The organism is Budvicia diplopodorum (assembly GCF_009800925.1).
In the GTDB taxonomy this organism is placed as follows: Bacteria; Pseudomonadota; Gammaproteobacteria; order Enterobacterales; family Enterobacteriaceae; genus Budvicia; species Budvicia diplopodorum.
The window spans coordinates 143,259-163,175 of record NZ_WOYF01000003.1; the positions used below are offsets into that span (position 1 = coordinate 143,259).

General features: G+C 43.4%; 19 protein-coding genes and 1 other RNA gene. 4 read left to right on the forward strand and 16 right to left on the reverse strand.

What is annotated here, in order from left to right:
* The first annotated feature begins 6 nt into the window (after positions 1 to 6).
* Together rsmI and rnpB are read left to right on the forward strand one after the other, a co-directional pair.
* Positions 7 to 882 carry a 16S rRNA (cytidine(1402)-2'-O)-methyltransferase gene (gene rsmI, locus GVI43_RS04645; protein ID WP_159565618.1) on the forward strand — a complete coding sequence of 292 codons (876 nt, stop codon included), beginning with the start codon at positions 7 to 9 and terminating at the stop codon, positions 880 to 882.
* 47 nt (positions 883 to 929) lie between these two features.
* Positions 930 to 1,306, forward strand: an RNA gene (gene rnpB / locus GVI43_RS04650) — RNase P RNA component class A.
* Between the two features lie 144 nt (positions 1,307 to 1,450).
* On the opposite strand, the gene GVI43_RS04655 is transcribed toward rnpB, so the two are convergent.
* Both GVI43_RS04655 and GVI43_RS04660 read right to left on the reverse strand, forming a co-directional pair.
* On the reverse strand, positions 1,451 to 2,593 hold the full coding sequence (locus GVI43_RS04655; RefSeq protein WP_159565620.1) for a glycosyltransferase family 4 protein: 1,143 nt from the start codon (positions 2,591 to 2,593) through the stop codon (positions 1,451 to 1,453).
* A gap of 248 nt (positions 2,594 to 2,841) precedes the next feature.
* Positions 2,842 to 4,200: an asparagine synthase-related protein gene (locus tag GVI43_RS04660; protein WP_159565622.1), complete on the reverse strand. Its 1,359-nt coding sequence runs from the start codon at positions 4,198 to 4,200 to the stop codon at positions 2,842 to 2,844.
* Between the two features lie 126 nt (positions 4,201 to 4,326).
* Here GVI43_RS04660 and GVI43_RS04665 point away from each other — a divergent pair, with 126 nt between their 5' ends.
* Complete coding sequence (locus GVI43_RS04665) at positions 4,327 to 5,562, forward strand: oligosaccharide flippase family protein (protein WP_159565624.1); 1,236 nt, start codon at positions 4,327 to 4,329, stop codon at positions 5,560 to 5,562.
* Here GVI43_RS04665 and GVI43_RS04670 read toward each other — a convergent pair.
* The 6 genes from GVI43_RS04670 to GVI43_RS04695 form a co-directional block, all read right to left on the reverse strand.
* Entirely contained in the window at positions 5,559 to 6,563 is a 1,005-nt protein-coding gene (locus tag GVI43_RS04670; protein WP_159565626.1) for a hypothetical protein, read from the reverse strand. The two genes, GVI43_RS04665 and GVI43_RS04670, sit on opposite strands and share 4 nt — an antisense overlap.
* 68 nt (positions 6,564 to 6,631) lie before the next feature.
* Positions 6,632 to 8,770: a polysaccharide biosynthesis tyrosine autokinase gene (locus GVI43_RS04675; protein WP_159565628.1), complete on the reverse strand. Its 2,139-nt coding sequence runs from the start codon at positions 8,768 to 8,770 to the stop codon at positions 6,632 to 6,634.
* 160 nt (positions 8,771 to 8,930) lie between these two features.
* Positions 8,931 to 10,088, reverse strand: coding sequence for a polysaccharide export protein (locus GVI43_RS04680; protein WP_159565630.1), 1,158 nt, complete (start codon positions 10,086 to 10,088; stop codon positions 8,931 to 8,933).
* A 779-nt stretch (positions 10,089 to 10,867) separates the two neighbouring features.
* Positions 10,868 to 11,173: a heavy-metal-associated domain-containing protein gene (locus GVI43_RS04685; protein ID WP_159565632.1), complete on the reverse strand. Its 306-nt coding sequence runs from the start codon at positions 11,171 to 11,173 to the stop codon at positions 10,868 to 10,870.
* Positions 11,170 to 11,532 (reverse strand): mercuric transporter MerT family protein, encoded by a 363-nt coding sequence (locus tag GVI43_RS04690; RefSeq protein ID WP_159565634.1) that lies wholly within the window; start codon positions 11,530 to 11,532, stop codon positions 11,170 to 11,172. The genes GVI43_RS04685 and GVI43_RS04690 overlap by 4 nt, the downstream gene beginning before the upstream one ends.
* The gene (locus GVI43_RS04695) at positions 11,510 to 12,643 is read right to left on the reverse strand and encodes a transglutaminase domain-containing protein (RefSeq protein WP_159565870.1); all 1,134 of its coding nucleotides are present in this window, start codon (positions 12,641 to 12,643) and stop codon (positions 11,510 to 11,512) included. Before GVI43_RS04695 ends, GVI43_RS04690 begins: the two co-directional genes overlap by 23 nt.
* Positions 12,644 to 13,041: 398 nt before the next feature.
* Here GVI43_RS04695 and GVI43_RS04700 point away from each other — a divergent pair, with 398 nt between their 5' ends.
* A complete protein-coding gene (locus GVI43_RS04700; protein ID WP_159565636.1) occupies positions 13,042 to 13,938 on the forward strand; it encodes a LysR family transcriptional regulator in 897 nt (298 codons plus the stop codon).
* Positions 13,939 to 14,049: 111 nt separating this feature from the next.
* Here GVI43_RS04700 and GVI43_RS04705 read toward each other — a convergent pair whose 3' ends face one another.
* The 8 genes from GVI43_RS04705 to crcB all read right to left on the reverse strand — a co-directional run bounded on the left by GVI43_RS04705 (position 14,050) and on the right by crcB (position 19,555).
* Positions 14,050 to 14,904, reverse strand: coding sequence for a pirin family protein (locus GVI43_RS04705; RefSeq protein ID WP_159565638.1), 855 nt, complete (start codon positions 14,902 to 14,904; stop codon positions 14,050 to 14,052).
* Positions 14,905 to 14,908: 4 nt separating this feature from the next.
* Entirely contained in the window at positions 14,909 to 15,907 is a 999-nt protein-coding gene (locus GVI43_RS04710) for a glutathione S-transferase family protein (protein WP_159565640.1), read from the reverse strand.
* Positions 15,908 to 16,103: 196 nt separating this feature from the next.
* On the reverse strand, positions 16,104 to 16,499 hold the full coding sequence (locus tag GVI43_RS04715; RefSeq protein ID WP_159565642.1) for a DoxX family protein: 396 nt from the start codon (positions 16,497 to 16,499) through the stop codon (positions 16,104 to 16,106).
* Positions 16,500 to 16,784: 285 nt separating this feature from the next.
* Positions 16,785 to 17,072, reverse strand: a complete 288-nt coding sequence (locus GVI43_RS04720; RefSeq protein WP_159565644.1) for a YqjK-like family protein — start codon at positions 17,070 to 17,072, stop codon at positions 16,785 to 16,787.
* The gene (locus tag GVI43_RS04725) at positions 17,069 to 17,464 is read right to left on the reverse strand and encodes a phage holin family protein (RefSeq protein ID WP_159565646.1); all 396 of its coding nucleotides are present in this window, start codon (positions 17,462 to 17,464) and stop codon (positions 17,069 to 17,071) included. The genes GVI43_RS04720 and GVI43_RS04725 overlap by 4 nt, the downstream gene beginning before the upstream one ends.
* A 2-nt stretch (positions 17,465 to 17,466) precedes the next feature.
* Positions 17,467 to 17,778: an ElaB/YgaM/YqjD family protein gene (locus GVI43_RS04730; RefSeq protein WP_159565648.1), complete on the reverse strand. Its 312-nt coding sequence runs from the start codon at positions 17,776 to 17,778 to the stop codon at positions 17,467 to 17,469.
* A gap of 266 nt (positions 17,779 to 18,044) precedes the next feature.
* On the reverse strand, positions 18,045 to 18,710 hold the full coding sequence (locus tag GVI43_RS04735) for a DedA family protein (protein ID WP_159565650.1): 666 nt from the start codon (positions 18,708 to 18,710) through the stop codon (positions 18,045 to 18,047).
* Between the two features lie 458 nt (positions 18,711 to 19,168).
* A complete protein-coding gene (gene crcB, locus GVI43_RS04740; protein WP_159565652.1) occupies positions 19,169 to 19,555 on the reverse strand; it encodes a fluoride efflux transporter CrcB in 387 nt (128 codons plus the stop codon).
* Positions 19,556 to 19,917 lie beyond the last annotated feature (362 nt).

The window sequence follows — 19,917 nt, forward strand, 5'->3', positions numbered from 1 at the left end:
GAAACAATGAGCCAACACAATCAAGCAGCGATTTCACCTTCGACACTTTACGTTGTTCCCACACCCATCGGTAACCTCAGCGACATTACCCAGCGGGCATTAGCCGTTTTGGGAAGCGTCGATCTAATTGCAGCGGAAGATACCCGCCACACGGGCTTACTATTGCAACATTTTGCCATTAATGCTCATCTTTTTGCATTACACGATCACAATGAGCAGGCTAAAGCAGACATCTTAATCGGAAAACTAAAAGATGGACACAGTATTGCACTTGTTTCTGATGCCGGAACGCCATTAATTAACGACCCGGGATATCACTTAGTACGCCGCTGTCGTGAAGAGGGCATTCGCGTTATTCCGCTTCCCGGTGCCTGTGCCGCTATAACCGCCATGTCTGCCGCGGGTTTACCTTCCGATCGCTTTTGCTATGAAGGCTTTTTACCGGCTAAAACTAAATCCCGCTGCGATACGTTACGTAGTCTGGAAGAAGAGCCAAGAACGCTGATTTTTTATGAATCCACACATCGGTTGCTCGATAGCCTACAGGATATGGTCACCGTCTGGGGCCCTGAGCGTTACGTAGTATTAGCAAGAGAGCTGACAAAAACTTGGGAAAATATCAAAGGCGCACCGGTTGGGGAGCTTCTTGATTGGGTAAAAGAAGATGAAGTTCGCCGTAAAGGGGAAATGGTACTGGTTGTTGAAGGCTATAAAGTACCAAGCGATGATGCGCTACCTTCTGAAGCGCTGCGCACGTTAGCGTTACTGCAAAAAGAGTTACCGTTGAAGAAGGCTGCTGCGCTGGCCGCTGAAATTCACGGCGTGAAGAAAAACGCGCTGTATAAATATGCGCTGGATCTTCAAGGAAGCAGCGACGAGTAACGATCTCGTTCTGGTATATCTGCCAAGGCGCATGTATACTGCGCGCCGGAGTCGGCCAGACAGTCGCCGCTTCACCGTAGTCCTTTCGGGGAGACGGGTGGAGGGGAGGAAAGTCCGGGCTCCATAGGGCAGGGTGCCAGGTAACGCCTGGGAGGCGCAAGCCTACGACAAGTGCAACAGAGAGCAAACCGCCGATGGCCCGCGTAAGTGGGATCAGGTAAGGGTGAAAGGGTGCGGTAAGAGCGCACCGCGCGGCTGGCAACAGTCCGTGGCACGGTAAACTCCACCCGGAGCAAGGCCAAATAGGGGTTCACATGGTACGGCCCGTACTGAACCCGGGTAGGCTGCTTGAGCCAGTGAGCGATTGCTGGCCTAGATGAATGACTGTCCACGACAGAACCCGGCTTAACGGCCGACTCCCTCATCTTATAAAACAACGTGTTGATGTAATTCTCGCCGTGTCTCAGATAATGGGATACAGAGTGGGATACATCGACAGTTGCCTTTCAGGACAATACGTTCCTTATACTTTTCGGCGAAACGGGATTTTTGTATCTCGGCTGGTGTCTTATATTTCCTTATTGAGTAATAGGTATATCGATTCTATATATTTGGCGATCACGATGTTTTCATCGAATTCACGGGCGATCTTTAGCCGACTGTTACGCCCCATTGACAGCCTTTTTTCATGGCTCAGATTGATCATTCGCTCGAGCGATTCGACTAAGCTTTCAGTGGATTGAGGGGTACACAGGAAACCGCTAATTTCATCATCAACGGTTTCTCTGCAACCAATGTTTCTGGTGGTAATAATGGGTTTACCCATGGCGCCCGCTTCCAACAGCGATTTAGGAACACCTTCCCGATAGTACGAAGGTAAAACGACACAGTCGGCGATAGATAGCTCTTGCTCCACTCGATCGGAAACGCCAAGGTAATTAATAATGCCCTCTTTAACCCATGACTCGATTTTTTGCTTTTCCACTGCGCCGGGATTATGACAATCCAGAAAGCCAAGTAGCCTGAATTCACATCGTTCGCCATATTTAGCCTTTAATTGTCGGGCGGCCTCTGCGTAATGCTCAATGCCTTTGTGATAAAGCATTCTGGCGACCAGAATAAACCGGACCACGCCGTCATCAGGCGCTTCTTTAACTGAGAAACGGGTTAAATCAACGCCAGAACCTGGTATGCGATCGGTGTTGCTGCCGTCTCTAATGATATTTCTCAGAAATAGCGCCCGGTCATCTTCATTTTGGAAAAATATCTTATCAACGTGGCTCTGGCTGAACTTGTACAGAAATGTACAAATTCTAGAAATAACCCCCTTTTTGACAAAGATAATACCCAACCCGGCAATGTTATTAATTACGCGAATATCAAAGCGCTTGGCTAGAATAGAGAAATAGATGTTATTTTTAGGCGTAAAATTAAGAAGCAGGCTAAAACTATTTCGGTAAAGAAGCATTGCCATTTTTGAAAAGGTTATGAGGTCTTTAATCGGATTGACTCCTCCCTGATCGATATCAATAGGAATATATCGGCACCCTAGCTCTGACAATGAAACTGAATAACTGTCTCTGGGGGCAATGGCAACAACGTTATAACCCATATCTAATAATGAGTTTATGGTGTTTTTCCTGAAGTTATATAAATACCAGCTGGTGTTAGCTGTGATAGCTATAGTGTATTTCCTATTTTTTCTGAACATCTCAATTTCCCTATGATGCAATATAAATTCGAATGATTTATAGGCGTAGGGATGCTCACCAGTATTTAGCTGATGGTTTGTGCTATCGCGGTCTTTCCCTACGGATTATCTTTTATTGATGCGTCTGATTTTTAAATAACTACTAAATTTTGATATGGTAGGAGAGCCTCGGTTTCTGATTGCCTATAGTCTGAATTTTGAGGTTGCTATAGCATTAACCGCGCTACGGCAATTATTCAGGTATCTTATTATTTTGTATTTTCTTTTGTTTTTAATAGTGATAATTCTTTTATGCTGATGTTTCCGATGCTGAAATCAACCTGAAAAGGGCTGGTTTTACTATCATTAAAAAAGCCAGGCCAGTAAGTTTGTGCAATTTTAATCATTGGATATTTATATATCCCGTATTTTATTGTCTGGTTACTAGGGATATAAAAATGTTTCTCAATAAAATTATTTTCTAAGAATGGCAGCTTGAATCTATAACCGTTATTATTGGCGATGATATATTTTTGCATTTCTCTTGCAGGTATTATTCTGAACATAAAGATGTATCTTATTACCATATGGAAATCGTTTAATTCATCTTTCAATATCTCTATTTCATCATAAAATCTTTTAACTATAATATTGCCGCGTGAAGTTTGTTGATTCCTTTCTTCAACCAGCGAGTTTAGTAGCATTTCACTGTCTGACGGTGATGAGAGGCAATGTAAAATTTTAGTGATTCTATATAATAGACGGCCCGCTTTTGTTTTTTTATTTCCCCAAATAGGAAGTATTGAGAAAATTTTCGCAATAAAACGAATGAATTTCTTATGGTATAAATCATATAGCCTATCGTGAGGAAGCCCGCACAATAGGGAATCGGCCCCTTGCCCATCGAGGATTAAATGATTTTTGTCTAATTCAAGCTGGTCTGTAATTGCAGGAATAACCAGTGATATTTTATCGGAAATGGGTTCAGCTGCCAGATTCAGAAAGGTGTTAGCCTGACTCTCCAAATTATGGCTTACGCTAACAATCTTAATCGGTATTTGTTTTGACTCGCAAATTTTACCGGCCTTATTGCTTTCATCTGGCATAGAAGACATAAAGCAGTTTACTGCGTTGTCTACTTTATTTAGCTGTTCTGCAATTCCCAAAAGGACCGCGGAATCAACGCCGGCACTGAATAATACGTTATATGGCCCGCTCTGTTGCTCGAGGGAAGCAATCAGGTCAGCTTTAATTTGTTCCTGATAGTCTACTATTTTTGTATTTACATCTTCTTTGTTATCTGGAAAAAGAGTGGTAGTGCCAAACTGCTTTGATAGTGAAAATCCTATATAGGGAGCCATGATGAAAATGTCAGAATATAGTGTGTATGGCGGTAGTATAAAGCCGTATCTCATATAGAAATCGGCAGCGTCCGGTTCGATTTTTGCACCGATCTCATTGATGAGTTCTTTTAACCTATCAGAAATTATTATTTTTCCGTCAAAATAAGTAATGTAAAGCCTATTTGTCAGGCTGTTATTAGTAATGAAATCATCTTTTCTGGTTAAATTCATCGAATTGATAATGGTATCGTCAACGGATATCGTCAGGGGGTCTATGATGATCATGATTTTCCTTTATTTAGAGTGTTGAAAGTTAATTTATATGATTTTTTATTATTTAAGATATTGATAACCACATGATTTTGAAAAATGGTTATAATACGATTAACTCAAAAAAACTTGGTTCTAACGGTGAAAATTTCATCCAGATATAAAGAAGTCCTGTCTAATTTTCTGGGACTCTCTTCGATAAATATGCTGAGCCTTTTGGTTACATTGATAACCATGCCCTATCTTTCAAGAGTGCTCGGTCCTGAATGCTATGGAACGTATTTTATTTATTTCACGGCATCAGCTTTTGCTATTATTGTTACCGATTATAGTACTAATATTACCGGCGTCAGAGACGCTGCTCTAACCAAAAATAATCATCAGTTACAGACGATTTATTCTTACACCCAATCGGTCAGATTTATCTTTGGTATTTTATCTTTTGTGATTTTTAGCAGCTATACGCTATGTGTTACTGGCGATCGAAATGTCCTATTTGTGTTGTCTTACTATTTTATTAGTCTATTCGGTTACTATTTGACTGCTCCGTGGTTTCATCAGGGAACGTCTAATATGATTTTTCTTGCTCTGTCATCGCTAATAGCCAGAATAATACAGATTGCGACTCTATTTTTTTTGGTAAAATCGCCCAATGATTTAGCTTATGCCATTATGTCTAATGCCTTGGTGTTTATTGTTACCGGGATAATTATTTTTATCTATCGACACACTCGTATGGGTATAAAAGAAGAAGTTCGCTTTACCAATTCACTGGATAAAATCAAATCAGGTTTTGATAGCTTTATTGGTGATTTCGCCCCCAATCTTTACAGTAATATTCCTTTATTGATTATCGGGGCATTAACTACTCCGGCTATTTATGCCAGCTATTCCATCGCAATGCGTTTGACAGGGATCGCGGGTTCTATCCAGATTATGTTATCAAAAGCGGCCTATCCGGTGATTGTGAAAGGCAACGGTACGCTGAAATTATTGCTGTTGCTTAATATTATTCTTTCCCTACCTCCTATTGCCGCCATTGTCTTTTTTGGTGACTTCTTGGTCAATATCTTTCTTGGCCCCGGTTATTCTGATGCGGTGCTGTATTTGATCTACCTTTCGGCAGGCATTCTGTTCAACGGCATATTGAACGCTTTTTCTTACGGTTATTTTCTTGCTAACGGTCTTGACCGGACCTTCCGAAATATATCTCTATTTGTATCCGTTTTTTCTGCCCTATTCGGTTATCTGATGATTTATTTTTTTGGCGTTGTTGGTTCTCTTGTAATGTTGGTTTTTGCCAGGTTCTTATTTGTAATCTGCTATTTTGTTGTATACCGCACTACTCAGAAAAGGGTTGATTCACGTAGTAGTTAATCAGAATTATGGTAGCCGTGCCGGGTAGTAATATATTGTTTTAAGTAAATTAGAAATACGCACATGGGCATGATTAGTCCAGAACGGTATCTCATGGCTGAACCGGCATTGAACACGCCAAAAGGGTAGTGAGCTATCAGCAATACGCAGGTAAAGGATATAAACAAAGACAGTGCCATTGTATTGATATTCTGGTTTCTTATTATTGACGTTGCGCTGTAAAAGATTATCAGCAGAAACAAAAAGCAGCCTTCAAAGAAAAAGGGGAGTAATTTTATATTATTTATCGACTCAGGTAGCGTGGGTCCGATGAATGCCATCGGCAGGCCGAGTGGTATAAAGGTGAAGAAATCATACTCACTGTTCCAGAACTCATTGATTCGGGTTGTTCCCCCATTGCGAGAGAAATGCTTTGGCATTATCTGAGTGTATTCAAAGATCGCCTCGATATAATAAATAGATGCCAGAATAATCAGACAAAATATGATGATATTGACGCTAATAGCCAGCTCAGACTTTATGCCATTTTTATAGGCCAATATCGTCAGCATCGATGAATATACGGCTACGGCATAGTGAGGTTTGATAAAGGTTAACAGTGCCAAAGCCACAATTTGAAAAATAGAGAGAAACGATCTTTTTCCGTTAATTAGCTCGATTAGTCCGCCAGTACAAATGCAGAATGAAAAAAGCACAAATATCTCTTTAGAAAAAATGGATGTCCATACGCCAAACGAAGGTAAAGAGAGTAATACCAGAACCAAAACAAGTTGGTTATTACCTAATCGGGCCTTTTCCAACATATAGAGGATGCCGGTTATTGATAGCAAGAGCGATAGGAGAAAGCTGCCTACGGTTCCAAGCAATGAACCAATAACCGACATCAGGTATGCCGTGCTGAAGAGATCATCCCGATCGAGATAATATCCATTGATATAGTCGTTGGTATCTCCCAACGAAGAGAATTGGGCAAAAACAAAAACGGCCAGAAATGAATACAATATTTTGATCAAGACAATATAATAAATTTTGTTTTTAGGTGTTGTTATCAATTGGTTAAGCCTGTCTATTAATAGCTGTAATACTCGCAGCCGCCGTTGCCGTAACGTTTAGCCGCTCTGTGCTCAACCGCATTAAGAACAATCCCTTTAATTTGAATGCTATTTTGTTCGAAGCGTTTGACCGCTGCTTCTATTTCGCCGATCGAGCTGGTTTCAAATCGGGTGACGATGATATTGGTTCCAGAGTATTGTCCGAGAATGGTTGAGTCAGTCGTTGCCAGAATTGGCGGCGTGTCTACGACCACTAGGTCATAGTTATTATTTGCCCACGTAAGAAATTCAGACAGCGTATTGCTCATTAATATCTCTGATGGATTGGTCGGGAGTTTGCCTCTGGGAAGAAAATCCAGACCTTCAACCGTGGTCTGATACAGGCATTGAGTCATTGGCCTGTGGCCTAATAGTATGTCTGATAGGCCATTTTCCGAAGGTCGGTTGAATAAGGTATGTAAACTTCCTTTTCGCATATCCGCGTCGATGAGCAGCACTTTCTTGCTTGACTGGGCGACGACGGCCGCAAGATTACTACTAACAAAACTGTTGCCTACGCCGGAGGTGGCTCCTGCAACCATTAGAATTCGGTTTTTCGTATCCAGACCAGCGAAGCGAATGCTGGTTCTTAGGCCGCGAATGGCTTCAATCGCCAGATCGGTTGACTGCGTTACCGCCAGTAATGCTGGCGTATTCAGCTTCGGTAATAGTCTATTTTTCTTACCGGCTTTGAGTGCATTCTTTGACAGTGGAATATTGGCATAAAGGTTAATGCCAATATTCTCAAGCTGAGAGGAATCATTAATACATCGGCGAAAATACTCTCTGCTTAAAACCAGTGCGATCGACACCAGCAGGCTAAGGATAAATGCCATGCCAACCAGTGATGAATTTGGCTTTATTCTATTTGGCTGAGCTGCCGCGTTATCAATAATTCTAACGTTGCCTACCATGCTGGCCTTGCTGATACTGAGTTCCTGTTGTTTATTTAATAGCAGCATATAAATTTCCTGATCGGACTGCGCATTCCGGGTCAGGCGTAATATTTCTTGTTGGGTTGTTGGTAGCGCGGTAATTCTCTGATTTAGGCGATTTCTTTCCTGTAATAAAGCCTGTTTTTTCTCCAGTAAAGCGCGATAGGCCGGATGTTCTTTGGTATAACGTTTGGATATTTCAGCCTCTTCGAAGATGGCTTCATTGATCTGAGAGGTGATTGATACCATAGACGCCAGCTCGGATTTTGTTTCTAAGGTTAAGTCTATCGACTCATGGGTTTGCCTGAACTGGTTTAGTTTGCTTTCAGTTTGTTCTAACTGAAGCTTTGTCATTGGTAGCTGTTGCTCTAAGAACATCAGGTTTCTGGCGGCTTGTTCCGATTTTCTTTCAACGTTTTGCCGTAGGTAATTATTGCTGATGCTATTGATGATTTTTGATATTTCATCTTTATCTTCACCTTTAAGCTGTAGCTTTAATATTCCTCCGCCCTTAGTAATCTCAGATACTGAAAAATTAGCCTGTAGGTTATTCATTACCGTAAGCCGATCTCGCTTTTTTATCTGGAATTGGGTTCCGACAGGTGCATCGATATCACTAATCAGAATAGTCAATTCATCCTGTTTTTTGATGATATTAATCTGGCCGTCTATCCGAATGTTACTGGCCGTTAGCCGGTAATTTTTTTCTGGTAACACTGTCAGGGTAAATTCTTCATCGTACATTGATTTTGGTATTTCAAATTGAGATATAGCTATCTTTGCCGCGGGACTTCCCTGCATTTGGGCCATGATTTTGCCGAAAACCGGAAAATATTTCTCTGAAGCTTCTATATCTAACTTAAGTTCGTCGATCGTTTTTCCTATAACCATTCGGGATTTAAGTAATTCAATTTCAGTCGCCGACTGCGATTTTCCATCGGGCAGTACTTCGGAGAATTGCTTTAAAATATTGGTAGGCGTATTACTTTCGATTTGAATAAGGATGTCAGCCAGATAAACCGGCGTGGCCAGCAGGCTATAAAGGATGCTGATACCAGTACAGAGTAGGGTGAAAGTAATGACTATCCATTTCTGATCTATGATAATGCCAATAATCTTTCCTAGGTTTACTTCACCATTTTCTTTTAAGTGATGATGCGAATTGTGGTGCTTACACGTCATTCTTATTCCTTTAATTTCACGCTTGTATGTTTAGCTTTTATTTGAACGGAGAGCTTTATTTAGCTTTGTAATACTGCTTTTCACATTATTGCTGAGTTTGCTAAGCGTTGAAAAATGAGTTCGAGCAGCGCTAGATAAGCTGCCCGCATTGAGTCAAATATCACAGTGACCAGTTCCTCATCCAACGGGCAGACTCGGTCATATAGTTAACGCCGGTAATGGTAGGGATAAGCTGAGATATAACGCGGTTCCAGCGGGTGATAGGGGCTGTAGTAATATAGACGATGTCATAAGGCTGTAGCTGAAATTCGTTGCCTAATATCAATGCGGTTGCGTCTTTTGCGTTGAGCTGGTAGATATTGGCCAGTTTCTTTCCTGCCTGTTTATCTTCTTTATTGAGGCCTTGCTCTGGGCGGATAACAAAGATCCCGCTGGCATCACTGACAGTTTGCTCGATACCTTGCGCATTACCCAAGGCTTCGGTCAACGTCATGCCGCTGCGATCCATGCGTAGTGTGCTTTGCTTTCTGACTTCACCCATCACAAAGATTTTCAAATCGTCGTTTCTTGGTATATAGAGAATGTCGCCAGCGTACAGTAGCCGGTTTTGTGTCAGGTCGCCGTTTTGCATTAACGCCTGAAGTGATATGGGATATTTTTCACCGTTCCGGGTCAGCGTTACGTTACGCCAGTCGGCGTTTTCGGTTAGTCCACCGGCCTGATTCAGCGCATCAATGATGGTGAGTGGAATATGATTAATCGGCTGTTGGCCGGATTTTGTTACTTCGCCGGTGACATAAACTTTCTGCGACCGAAATGCGGCAATGCTGATGTCAATTTGTGGTGATTCAATAAACTGTGCTAGCTTTTTGACTAGGATCTCTCGTACCTGATCCATCGTTTTACCTTTGACATACAGCTTACCGGCATAAGGATAGAAAATAGTGCCATCGAAATGTACCCAATTACCCGAGTCGCTAGCGCTACGATATTGGCCCGCTGGCATCGTGAGTTCAGGATGATTCCATACCGTTACCGTTAAGATATCGCCGATACCAATGCGGTATTGATAGTTTTGTAGTTCACTATCCAGCTGTGGGTTGGGCTGCGCCGTTGCAGGATGAATGCGTATGTTTTCGATTAGCTGAGGAGTAATAGGATAGACATTGACCAGCTGATTAATATCAAAATCACTATCGGATTGCTCAATAACGGTTTTATCTGTGATGTTAAAATTAGTTCCGGGAACAAGCGTACAACCATTTAATAAGGTTAATACCGCTACAAGTATGCTAATTCCGTATTTCTTTATCTTCATTCCATTAATACCTAAATAAGTTATTAAATTAAATAATACATAAAGTATTTGATTGCTATTACGAACCAGATTTTCCACGCTACCGCCCATGGAATATGGGTTCCGTATGGCTAATTATTAAATTAAGCTTAAGTTTTAATTTTGAATTGATATGAAAACAACGAGCATCCCTATGTATTAAATAGAGCTGATTTACGTTAATTATAAAATTATTTTTATAAGTTAATTATATCAATGCTGTAATTTTCATGAGTCTATGGAGGCGGGTGGTAATTGTCAATGGTGTGTTTGTGATTTAACTATCGGCGCATTTATTTGGGTTTTTATTATATATTCACAATGAAAAATTCATTATTGATAACGATGATTTTTGTTTATATCTTCTTATTTTTAGTGAGACTGTAGTTTTTAATTACATTGTTTTTGATGTGTTTATCTCGACTTTTTTATTTATTTCTATATGTATAATCAATGTGTTGTAGTGATTTTTGTTTCATATTTGCCCTGAATTAAATAAGCTGTTATAGCACTTTATGATGGACGCTAAATTGTCATTGATTACTTTTGATTTTATTTATTAAGATTTCTTATTTTAATTATGTGAATGTGATGTCAGAAGATTGAGGGATTTTGAGAATGAATTATCTATAAGTGAAGTGAATTTCATAACCAATATATTTATTAATGAGGATACAATTAATTAACGTTTTTATTCTTTGGATGAATATCTGGCGTATGCGGTAAAAGGATTCATCGCATACGTCAGCTAACTGATTGAGCTATTTATTTTCAGATGGGTTACTTTCTTGCTTCACTACTTGATTAACCGTTCCGCTATAGCCAGTTTTATCTATTGATTTCAGCAGTTGGTTTAGGTCATAACCTTCCGGCACTATCACTTCGGCCTGTCGCGTTTTTAGCGATGCTTTCGCTTTAATCACTCCGTCGGTTTTACGCAATGCCTGATTAATTGAGGTTACGCAGAGCGGGCATGTCATACCGTTCACATCAATAATCACTTTAACGTTTTGTGCATAAATCAGCGGAGAGAAACAAAATAGGGTGGCAATGAGTAGCCGTTTCATTCAAATACCTCAAACAACCAGGGTAAGACAAAGGGGTAGAACTGGAGCATTAGTACAATGGGTACGGCCATCCAATACAGGGTGAGCACCTGAGCTCGGCTCAGTCGACCAGTACAAAAGGGCTTTTTAGAAAAATAGAGGCGCCAGAAGCCTGAAATAATCAGGCCCAGAGAGATCGCTATCATCGGTATCTGTAGCCAGCCTAATTGCTCTATGCCGGAAAGACCGGCAGCAGATACGCCAAATACCAGATAAATCAATGGCCCGATGCAGCACAGGCTCGACGCTGCGGCAGCGATTATTGCTGCCGCTAAGGTCGCTAAAGTGCCTTTATTACTACTCTTGAGATTGGTAGTCATAGACAAAAACTTTAGGTTCATAGTAGTTGACCGGATCGCCGTCTACTTCGGCATACGGATAGCCAAAGTTATTGATTGGCGCTTGCTCGGCATCCGGTGATAGATCAAAGTCTCGGCCGTAGTTGAAACCGACCCAGTTCATTTCCCAGTTACCAAACAGATAATCGTTAACCGCCTGAACGTTGGCGTCACTGTGCTCTTTCTTTTCGGTCAGGCGCATTTTTGTCACGTCTGCTGGATCGGCAGGTAACCAGCCATAGCCAGCCAGATAAAACTGAGCCCGGCAGTGTTGCCCGCCGCTGACGTTAGATAGTCCCGCCGTATCGGCGCTGCCAAACGCGGTTCTAGAGTATTTGTCTAACTTGATCGATTTCCCTAAGCGTATGCCAAACATTTCACGGGCTGGAATACCGACTGAACGGCAGAGCGCAACAAAGACTGAGTTAATGTCGGTACATTTCCCTCCCAGCTTGCCGCTTGCAAGAATAGTGGCAACGTCGCCGCTACCGCAGCCAATAACGCTATTATCGCGGAACATATTGGCGCTAACCCAGTTATAAATGAGGTGCGCCTTTTTTAACGGATCGGTTTCACTAGCAATTATTTTATCTGCGGTCTGCTTCACCAGACCGGTGGTTGGCATGTGGGTTGTCGCAAGCAGATACCGTTCTACATCGACCGGATAGCGAATTTTTTTCGGTGTTTTATAGGCTTTCAGATCACCGCTCTTTTCCGGTTCCCAATCCAGCGTTTCAATCACCATTTCTACGGTCATTTCCATTTTGCCTTTGGAATCAGGCCAGGTAGCAAACAGCGTTTTAGCACCATAGCTGTTATCCGCCGTGATGTAGGCATCTTTATAGTTGCCGCGAAACGTTAACTTACGTAACTGCTGGAAATGGGTCTCTTCAGGCACCGGGATCCAAAGTTTAACTACGCCAGAAGAGCCTTCCGGGGCGGTGACATTATAACTCTGAACCAGCGTAAAACGGCGACGACCGTCGGTTGAGCACGTTTCCTGTGCGTGGGTGGTGGTGGTTGCGATAGCTGGCGTTATTAGACCAGCCGTCGACAGAATAGCCGCACTTTTAAGAAAGCTACGCCTTTTCATCATTGAGATCCTTAATATTGGATGGAATGTCACTAATTCACGGATGTGGTCGCGAGCGTTACGCGGGAAAAGATTATCTGACTAATGTACGGAGGTATCAAGCATTATCACCGGTGTAATGAGGCCTATAAATAGCTGTGCGTTTGCCGTTCCGGCAACCATAATTAGACGTTTATCTACATAACTAGATGATTTATCCTATTGCTGGGGTAGGCTAAGGCAGTTGTATAATTTTCAGCGACAATGAAAATCATATATGTTGAGCGTGATAGGCGGGATGACCGTGTCATAAAAATAGCCAACTGTAGTTATTGTCTCTGGACGCTTATTCATTAGCGCGTTAGTCTGGTACCCATTATGTTAATCACTAGCATCTTACGGATTATTTACCCATAGCTATGAATAAAGATAGAGCACTAACGCTTGAAGCGTTGAGAGTTATGGATGCCATCGATCGCCGCCGTAGCTTTGCTGCCGCTGCCGATGAGCTTGGCCGTGTTCCTTCGGCGCTCAGCTACACTATGCAAAAATTAGAAGAAGAGCTCGATGTGGTGCTTTTCGATCGCTCTGGTCACCGGACTAAATTTACCCCGGTCGGGCGCTTATTGTTGGATCGCGGGCGAGTATTACTGGAAGCGGCAGATAAGCTAACGTCGGATGCGGAAGCGCTGTCCCGCGGCTGGGAAACCCACATAACCGTGATTACCGAAGTTCTGGTACCGGCTTCCCGGCTGTTTCCGTTAGTTAACCGTTTGGCAGAAAAGTCCGATACTCAGATATCGATTATTACTGAAGTGCTTGCCGGAGCGTGGGAAAAGCTAGAGCAAGGGACCGCAGACATTGTTATTGGCCCGTCCGGTGCGTTCAGGCAGTCTTCCGAAATTAATTCCAGCCTGTTATATAAAATTAGAAGTCTGTACGTTGCGGCACCTGACCACCCTATTCATCAGGAACAGAATCCTTTGGATGAGGCTACTCGCCTTAAATATCGCGGTATTGTGATTGCCGATACTGCACGCGAGCGCCCGATATTAACCGTGAAGGTGCTGGAAAAGCAGCGTCGGCTGACGGTAAGTTCAATGCAAGATAAACATCGGGCTTTGATTGCCGGGCTGGGGGTCGCTACGCTGCCTTCCGACCTGATTCAGGACGACCTTGCGGCGGGCCGCTTAAAAGTCATTGGTGACGATCCGGGGGCGGAAGTTGACATTATTATGGCCTGGCGGCGCGATCAGATCGGTAAAGCAAAAGCTTGGCTATTGCGGGAAATACCTAAATTACATATCGGGGCATAGCCCCCCGCCGTTAAAGCTATTACTTCCTATGCAGGCTGGAGCATATAGTAATAGGGCCTAACAATACCGACCTATCGCGAAGCCCTTCAGCTATTAACCGCGTTGAATCAATTACGGGAACTGCCCGCTGTTGTAATCGTGAATCGCTTGCTGAATCTCTTCAATGGTGTTCATCACAAATGGCCCATACTGAACGACGGGTTCATTCAGCGGTTTTCCTGCCAGTAGCATTGCTCGTCCGCCCAGAACATCGGCTTTCAGGTGAAGCATATTACCATCGGTAAGTACTGCGGTTTGGTCAAACTGCAGGGTATGGTCGTCGACTTCAATTTCGCCTTCAAACAAAAACAGCAAGGCGTTCAGTCCGGCCGGAATTGGAATATGAATCTCCCCGTGCGGTGACAGGTCAATATCAGCAATTAACGGCTGAGTGACGTGAGCCTGAACTGGGCTAGAGTAAGTTTCGCCATCCATAGTCAGAGAACCGGCAATCAGCACTATCTGGCCGTTTTCCAGCAGTGAGATGTTTGGTAGCTCCTCAGCGGTAAAATTCTGATAGCTGGCTGGTTTCATTTTTTCTACTTTTGGCAGGTTTAGCCAGATTTGAAAGCCGCGCATTTGCCCATCAAGCTGTTGAGGCATTTCGGAGTGAATAATGCCTTTACCCGCAGTCATCCACTGAATGCCGCCGGTTTTTAATTCGCCCCGATGCCCGGCATTGTCTTCATGCAGCATGTTCCCTTCAAGCATATAGGTAATCGTTTCAAAGCCACGATGCGGATGGTCCGGGAACCCGGCGAGATAGTCTTCGGGGTTATCAGAGAAAAAAACGTCCATCATCAGGTACGGATCCATTCTCTGATCGTTAGTCTGGCCCAACGCCCGCTTTAGACTGACGCCTGCGCCGTCTTCAGTGGCCTGAGCGTGGAAGATTTGCTCGACGGTACGGTATTGTAGATTGCTCATACGATTATCCTTTCTGATTGGTGAAGCGGCCATGGCGATCGTGAGGGGTATTCAGATCTTGCTCGGGTCCGATAGATATGATGCCCGTCGGATTGATCGTAGTATGACTGCAATAATAGTGATGTCGGATATGCGAGAGGTTTACCGTTTTTGCAACGCCGGGCAGTTGGTAAATATCTCTCAAAAACCCAGATAAGTTGGGGTAGTCGCTAATGCGCCGGTAGTCGCACTTAAAGTGGGTAACATACACCGGGTCGAAACGTACCAGAGTGGTCCATAGTCTGAGATCGGCTTCGCTTAACTGCTGGCCGGTTAGGTAGCGCTGGCGAGACAATATGGATTCTAGCTTATCCAATGCCTGAAAAACCTTGATGACCTCAGTTGAGTAGACTGCCTGACTGGTTGAAAAACCGGCTTTATAAACACCATTGTTAACATCTTTATAGATCCAGCCGTTCAGGCTATCTATTTCTTCTCGTAATGCTTCAGGATAATAATCTGTCCCTTCCGCACCTAAATGGGCAAACGAGGTGTTAAACATGCGAATGATTTCAGAGGACTCATTGCTGACAATGGTATTTTTTTGTTTATCCCACAGAACGGGAACGGTTACCCGGCCGCTGTAGCCCGGTATAGCCTTAAGATAAATTTGGTAGAGATAGTCTAGGCCGAAAAGCTCATCACCGGTTGTGGCTTCAAAGTTTGTGTCAAAAGTCCAGCCGTGTTCCAGCATTAAAGGGTGAACTACCGAGACCGAAATAACGTTTTCCAGCCCCTTCAGCTTACGCATGAGTAGCGTTCGGTGAGCCCAGGGGCAGGCCAGCGATACGTAAAGATGATAGCGGTTGGGTTCAGCTTTGAATCCGGCATCACCGGTATTGCCTGCGCGGCCATCGGGGGTTATCCAGTGGCGAAACTGCGGTGATGTGCGTTGAAAGTGGCCGTTGCTCGATTTTGTGTCGTACCAAACGTTTTGCCAGATTCCGTTAACGAGTTGTCCCATATGTACCTCCGCCGATAGCCGAGTGGTTATATATCCCTCGTACTTGCAGGCGCATCAGCATTAGTTGCGAGCTCTTTTGAGTATAAAAGATATTGTACGGATTAGCCTGATGGGCCTTTCCATCTCTGTGGGTTCGACTGTTGAATGAAAATATACGGGCTGCGGTAAAACGCGCAGCCCGTTAGTTCAAACTAAATTACCATTTCTTTTTTAGCAGGCCGTCGATACTCCACGCGCCCGGGCCAGTGACGGCTAACAGCAGATAACCACCGGCAATAGTCAGGTTCTTCATAAACATTAATTGGTTAACGCCTTCGGCAAAGTTAGTATGAAGAATAAAGGCCGTTGCCAGCGTAAAGAATGCGGTAATCAGTGCGGTTGTACGGGTCAGTAGGCCAAACAGCACGGCCAAACCGCCGCCGAGCTCAAGTAAAATAGTTAAAGGTAACAAGAATCCGGGAATGCCCATCGCCTGCATATACTGTTGTGTACCCGCATAGGCGTCGCCCAACTTACCGTAACCGGCCATAATGAACAGGATTGGCATTAAAATACGAGCGACAAGTATGGCCAGAGAATTAAGGTTTTTCATTTTTACTCTAGAACTCCATCAGAATTGTTTAATGTGTTTGCCCAGATAACCTGTGCAAGCCTTGTTTGGTTAAGATGGCGTAATCGTAATTTAACGGTGAACGATATGTTAGCTAGAAGAATTGCATAATTAATTCAAAAAAATTGATGTTAAGTTTTGAGTGTAACTTAATGATATTAAATATATTTTATATTGGCGATGTAAAGGTGGATCTTAATGGACTCAGATGGCAGCAGTTTTATTGTTGATATACAGGGGAGGGCTGGAAAGCGGTGGCGGAAATGGTTATTTGGCGTTGAGGCTATTTCTGACTAAGCGCAGGGTACCCCATATGCCCAGTGCTCGTCGGCCCCAAAGCATCAGTTTACGCGGGTGACGTAATACATAAATTGCTATAACTCCGGCACCTGCAGCCGTGATCTTCGGGTATTTCATCAAGGTCAGGCAGCCGTTATCAAACGTCGACGTATATTCAATAAATGCCTGACGATTGACCGCTAATTCAGATCGCTGCCGCGCTATTTTATGCAGTAACAGCGCTTTTTTTAGCTCCCGGCTCTGCTGTTTACTCATTTTCTGTTCCTCAGTAATGAGCTATCCAGCTTTAGCTGATTGCGAGTCTCTTTCAAAAATGTTGACTGACGGGCTTTGCTTATGGCCCATAGGCCGCTGGCCAGAGATAGAACAAACAAAATGCCGGTAAGAATTGACAGTGCCATGAGCCGATATGCGGGATCGATAGCAAAGCAGATAAGAATGAACAGCCCCATGAGGAAAAAACCGGCGAATAACAACGTCAGGCCGATGACGATTAGCAGCTGGGTCAGATGGGCCTTTTGTTCTTCTAGTTCAACGCAAAGCAGTTCAATACGGGTTTCAACCATGCCTAACAGCAGGGCGAGTATGCGTTGGATAGTGCTCAGGGCTCCTTTAGCAGGGCCCTGAGGGTGCGAGTTATCCAACATGCTTAACGACGGGTTAACAGAACGCCGAGCACCACACCTACTGCTGCTCCGATGCCAACGCCTGCCCACGGTTTTTCATGAACGTAATTGTCAGCTCGACCGGCAATTTCTTTAGTTTGGTCAACAATTTTTCCACTGGTATCGCTTAAGCGGGCGCGGGTGTCTTTTAACATACTTTCAGCTTTAGAACGGAGTTTATCGAGTTCAGCTTTAGGTTTGTCTGCGGATGAACTGAGGACCTCTTCTAACGTGTTAGCCAGCGTTTCCAGCTCGCTACGCAATTGGTCTGAAGTGCTTTCTTTTTGCTGTGCCATATGGATATACCCTTAACGTTAGTGAAATGTACTATTAAACATAGTCCATAATCAGAGGTTGTTAAAGGAGAAATTGTGTAATTAGCCTGACCGGTAGGAAAAGAAGTCAACGGCAGGGCGTGATAATATCTTTTTGTATCAGTTAATTACGGCTGGTGAGTGTTTCGAAGGATTTGTTTACGGGCCAGTGCTAGCGCTGCTATGGCCCGGGTGGCACATTTACTTTTGGTTTAAGCGTTTTGGCTATTATAAATCTGCGTTATGCGCTACTTTTTGCCATGCGAGTGTTTTTTGCGCCAGATGACAATAATTGAGCCGATCAGGCCTACAACCAGTAAAACGACGGGTAATAGCACCAAGCATTTCATCAGTTGATCTTCATATAAATCAAACAGCTTGGTTTTTCCTAATCCGTAGCCTAAGCCGGTAAGAATCAGTACCCACAGGAATCCACTCATCCAGTTGAATAACTGGAACCGGCGCGGGCTTAGGCCTGATATACCTGCCAGCGTAGGCAAAAGAGTACGGACAAACGCCAGAAAACGACCGACAAACAGTGCGGCAAGGCCGTGTTTATGGAAAAGATTATGGGCGCGTTGGTGATAGTGTGGAGGAATATGGGACAGCCAGTTTTGTACTATTTTAGTATTGCCGACCCAGAGGCCCTGAAGGAAACCAAGCCAGCTGCCTAGGCTTGCACCGGTGGTAAGAATCACAATCACTAATGGGTAATTAATCGCGTCTTTGGCAACCAGAACGCCCACCAGAAGCAAAAGGCTATCGCCGGGTAAGAATGCCGCAGGTAATACGCCATTCTCTAATAATAAGATAACAAAAAGTATGCCGTAGAGGGTCCATGTCAATGATGGATTAGTGAGCATTGCTATGTCGTGATGCCAAAGTGCTTGCCAGAGCGTTTGTATTACATCCATTTGTTATTCCTAAATCGCTATAACCGGAACGGGTTCCCGAGGGGCTATAAGCTATAAACTGTTGCTAGAGATTGATCTTGCTAAAGTAAGGCTTGGTATCTGGCATTGGTCATAACCTGAACATCCACAGACTTCTTTCAACGTTAAGTAATCTAGAGCTGAATGGGTAAACCATTACGGTAATTGGTACCCTTATGTATAACTTGGGTGAAAATAACACTATCTGATTGATAAAATTTATACATTTTTGCGCTCTCACTTTTTTAGTGTGCTTTATTCGTCAACGGGAGAGCAAAACCTGATGCGCACTGTACCAAAGTTCATCTGACTGAAACAGGGGGAAAAAACCGTTTCAGGCCGATTATGCGGTTCTTTTAACATCTTTACAGAAATAGAGAATGTCAGGATATCATGGGTTCATCAATGGATTTTTTATAAAAACCAAACAAGTCATCTAGTTATTGAGTTTTTATCAGCAATAGATAGCCAATAGACACCGCGGCTAAACAGAGTACTACGTTGAGCATGATATTTAAGCCAGCTTTTAGCCATTCGCCCTGAGTAAACAGCAGCATAGTATCAAAGGAGAAGGTTGAGAAGGTGGTGAGTGCGCCGAGAAAACCTATGCCAATCAGTGGTTTCCAAGTTGGAGAAATTAGCGTTCCGTTTGTCAGGGCAGACATCAGCAACCCCATAATTAGCGAGCCGACAACGTTAACCGCTAAGGTAGCATAGGGGAAATTGGTGCCAAACCAGACCGAAAACCAGTTAGTTATCTGAAAACGGCTAACAGCCCCGACTGCACCACCGAACGCAACAATTATTAACGTTATGCTATAGCTCATTATTTTTTCTCATATCAACGCGATTTTTAACCGGAAGGTAACGATGGAACGCTATCACCGGTGGTTAAGTATAGCGTGTGGAAAATCTGAGGAACAACTGAAGTTTGTCATGGTAAGCCAGCTTTATTCGCGGCTACGGGGTTGGAATTAAGACGTTCTGTTTAATCAACCGACCGATATCTTCTTTTTATGGATGTTAAGGCATTATCGACTATGCCATCTTGTTCTCCTAAACGTGCTGGAGGCGGTTTTATCCATTCAGGAGAATAACGGTCGGTGCGTATTTGGCGCGATATGCTCTATGATTTATTCTGCTTTTTATCGAAAGTTACAATAATCGAATTATGCTGCTATCAATATAG

Excerpts from the sequence above, each read along its gene's own strand:
- rsmI (WP_159565618.1), top strand. The coding sequence starts at position 7 with ATGAGCCAACACAATCAAGCAGCGATTTCACCTTCGACACTTTACGTT.
- GVI43_RS04655 (WP_159565620.1), bottom strand. The coding sequence starts at position 2,593 with ATGTTCAGAAAAAATAGGAAATACACTATAGCTATCACAGCTAACACC.
- GVI43_RS04660 (WP_159565622.1), bottom strand. The coding sequence starts at position 4,200 with ATGATCATCATAGACCCCCTGACGATATCCGTTGACGATACCATTATC.
- GVI43_RS04675 (WP_159565628.1), bottom strand. The coding sequence starts at position 8,770 with ATGACGTGTAAGCACCACAATTCGCATCATCACTTAAAAGAAAATGGT.
- GVI43_RS04680 (WP_159565630.1), bottom strand. The coding sequence starts at position 10,088 with ATGAAGATAAAGAAATACGGAATTAGCATACTTGTAGCGGTATTAACC.
- GVI43_RS04685 (WP_159565632.1), bottom strand. The coding sequence starts at position 11,173 with ATGAAACGGCTACTCATTGCCACCCTATTTTGTTTCTCTCCGCTGATT.
- GVI43_RS04690 (WP_159565634.1), bottom strand. The coding sequence starts at position 11,532 with ATGACTACCAATCTCAAGAGTAGTAATAAAGGCACTTTAGCGACCTTA.
- GVI43_RS04695 (WP_159565870.1), bottom strand. The coding sequence starts at position 12,643 with ATGAAAAGGCGTAGCTTTCTTAAAAGTGCGGCTATTCTGTCGACGGCT.
- GVI43_RS04700 (WP_159565636.1), top strand. The coding sequence starts at position 13,042 with ATGAATAAAGATAGAGCACTAACGCTTGAAGCGTTGAGAGTTATGGAT.
- GVI43_RS04705 (WP_159565638.1), bottom strand. The coding sequence starts at position 14,904 with ATGAGCAATCTACAATACCGTACCGTCGAGCAAATCTTCCACGCTCAG.
- GVI43_RS04710 (WP_159565640.1), bottom strand. The coding sequence starts at position 15,907 with ATGGGACAACTCGTTAACGGAATCTGGCAAAACGTTTGGTACGACACA.
- GVI43_RS04715 (WP_159565642.1), bottom strand. The coding sequence starts at position 16,499 with ATGAAAAACCTTAATTCTCTGGCCATACTTGTCGCTCGTATTTTAATG.
- GVI43_RS04720 (WP_159565644.1), bottom strand. The coding sequence starts at position 17,072 with ATGAGTAAACAGCAGAGCCGGGAGCTAAAAAAAGCGCTGTTACTGCAT.
- GVI43_RS04725 (WP_159565646.1), bottom strand. The coding sequence starts at position 17,464 with ATGTTGGATAACTCGCACCCTCAGGGCCCTGCTAAAGGAGCCCTGAGC.
- GVI43_RS04730 (WP_159565648.1), bottom strand. The coding sequence starts at position 17,778 with ATGGCACAGCAAAAAGAAAGCACTTCAGACCAATTGCGTAGCGAGCTG.
- GVI43_RS04735 (WP_159565650.1), bottom strand. The coding sequence starts at position 18,710 with ATGGATGTAATACAAACGCTCTGGCAAGCACTTTGGCATCACGACATA.
- crcB (WP_159565652.1), bottom strand. The coding sequence starts at position 19,555 with ATGAGCTATAGCATAACGTTAATAATTGTTGCGTTCGGTGGTGCAGTC.